Below are 1,778 nucleotides of genomic sequence, written 5' to 3' on the forward strand. Positions count from 1 at the left end.
GAGCCCGTGGGGGATCTTCACGGTGATGGCGACCATCCCGATCGCGATGTTCATGGGCATCTACATGCGCTACATCCGCCCGGGCCGCATCGGTGAGATCTCGGTGATCGGCGTGCTCTTGCTGCTGGGGTCGATCTGGCTCGGCGGGCAGATCGCTGCTGATCCGGTGTGGGCCAAGGCCTTTACCTTTACCGGTATCCAGATCACCTGGATGCTGATCGGTTATGGTTTTGTCGCCGCAGTGTTGCCGGTGTGGCTGATCCTGGCACCCCGTGACTACCTCTCTACTTTCCTGAAAATCGGCACCATCGTCGCCCTGGCTATCGGCATCCTGGTGACCATGCCGGAGCTGAAAATGCCGGCGCTGACCCAGTTCATCGATGGCACTGGCCCGGTATGGAAGGGCGGTCTGTTCCCGTTCCTGTTCATCACCATCGCCTGTGGCGCGGTATCGGGTTTCCACGCGCTGATCGCTTCCGGCACCACGCCGAAGCTGCTCGCCAGTGAGGGTCACGCCCGTTACATCGGCTACGGCGGCATGTTGATGGAGTCCTTCGTGGCGATCATGGCCATGGTCGCTGCCTCGGTGATCGACCCGGGTGTGTACTTCGCCATGAACAGCCCGGCTGCCGTGGTCGGAGCCGACGCGGTTACCGTGGCGCAAACCGTCAGCAGCTGGGGCTTTGCAATCACCCCTGAGGCGCTGCAGGCGGTGGCCCACGACATCGGTGAAACCACCATCCTGGCCCGTGCCGGCGGTGCGCCGACCCTGGCGGTCGGTATCGCACAGATCCTGCACCAGCTACTGCCAGGTGAAAACACCATGGCGTTCTGGTACCACTTCGCGATCCTGTTCGAAGCGCTGTTCATCCTGACCGCGGTGGACGCCGGTACCCGTGCCGGCCGTTTCATGCTGCAGGACCTGCTCGGCTCTTTCGTCCCATCGCTCAAGCGCACCGAATCCTGGACCGCTAACCTGATCGCCACCGCCGGCTGTGTGGCGATGTGGGGTTACCTGCTGTACCAGGGCGTGATCGATCCGCTGGGTGGCATCAACACCCTGTGGCCACTGTTCGGCATCTCCAACCAGATGCTGGCGGGTATCGCGCTGATGCTCGGCACCGTGGTGCTGATCAAGATGAAGCGCCAGCGTTACGTGTGGGTCACCTTGTTGCCTGCCGTGTGGCTGCTGATCTGCACCACCACTGCCGGCTTCATCAAGCTGTTCGACGCCAACCCGGCGATCGGCTTCCTGGCCCTGGCGAAGAAGTACAGCGATGCGCTGGCCAATGGTCAGGTGCTGGCCCCGGCCAAGAGCATTGACCAGATGCAGCACGTGGTTTTCAACGCCTACACCAATGCGACGTTGACCGCGCTGTTCCTGTTCGTGGTGTTCAGCATCCTGTTCTTTGCACTCAAGGTCGGCATCGCCGCCTGGGGCACCAAGGAACGCACGGACAAGGAAGCGCCGTTCCATGCGCTGCCGAAGGCCTGAGCATGTTCAATGACTTGAGTCGCCTCGGTAAATACCTCGGTCAGGCCGCGCGCCTGATGGTGGGGATGCCGGACTACGACAACTACGTCGAGCACATGCAGACCAAGCACCCGGATAAACCGCTGATGGACTACGAGGCGTTCTTTCGGGAGCGCCAGGAGGCTCGGTACGGTAGCAAGGCTGGGCCGAAGTGTTGTTGAGCTGAGGTCTGGTTGACGCACCGTCCCTTGTAGGAGCCCGGCTTGCCGGCGAAGGCGATCTTCAGGACGCCTTCGCCGGCAAG

At 62.2% G+C, this 1,778-nt stretch carries 2 protein-coding genes; both read left to right on the top strand.

What is annotated here, in order from left to right; translation table 11 throughout:
• Positions 1 to 1,495 (top strand): carbon starvation CstA family protein (locus SOP85_RS30930; RefSeq protein ID WP_323629395.1); only part of this gene is annotated, 1,495 nt, incomplete at its 5' end.
• Between the two features lie 2 nt (positions 1,496 to 1,497).
• Positions 1,498 to 1,695, top strand: coding sequence for a YbdD/YjiX family protein (locus tag SOP85_RS30935; protein WP_034150399.1), 198 nt, complete (start codon positions 1,498 to 1,500; stop codon positions 1,693 to 1,695).
• Positions 1,696 to 1,778: the final 83 nt, after the last annotated feature.

Source organism: Pseudomonas sp. YuFO20 (assembly GCF_035064975.1).
Classification (GTDB): Bacteria; Pseudomonadota; Gammaproteobacteria; order Pseudomonadales; family Pseudomonadaceae; genus Aquipseudomonas; species Aquipseudomonas putida_AE.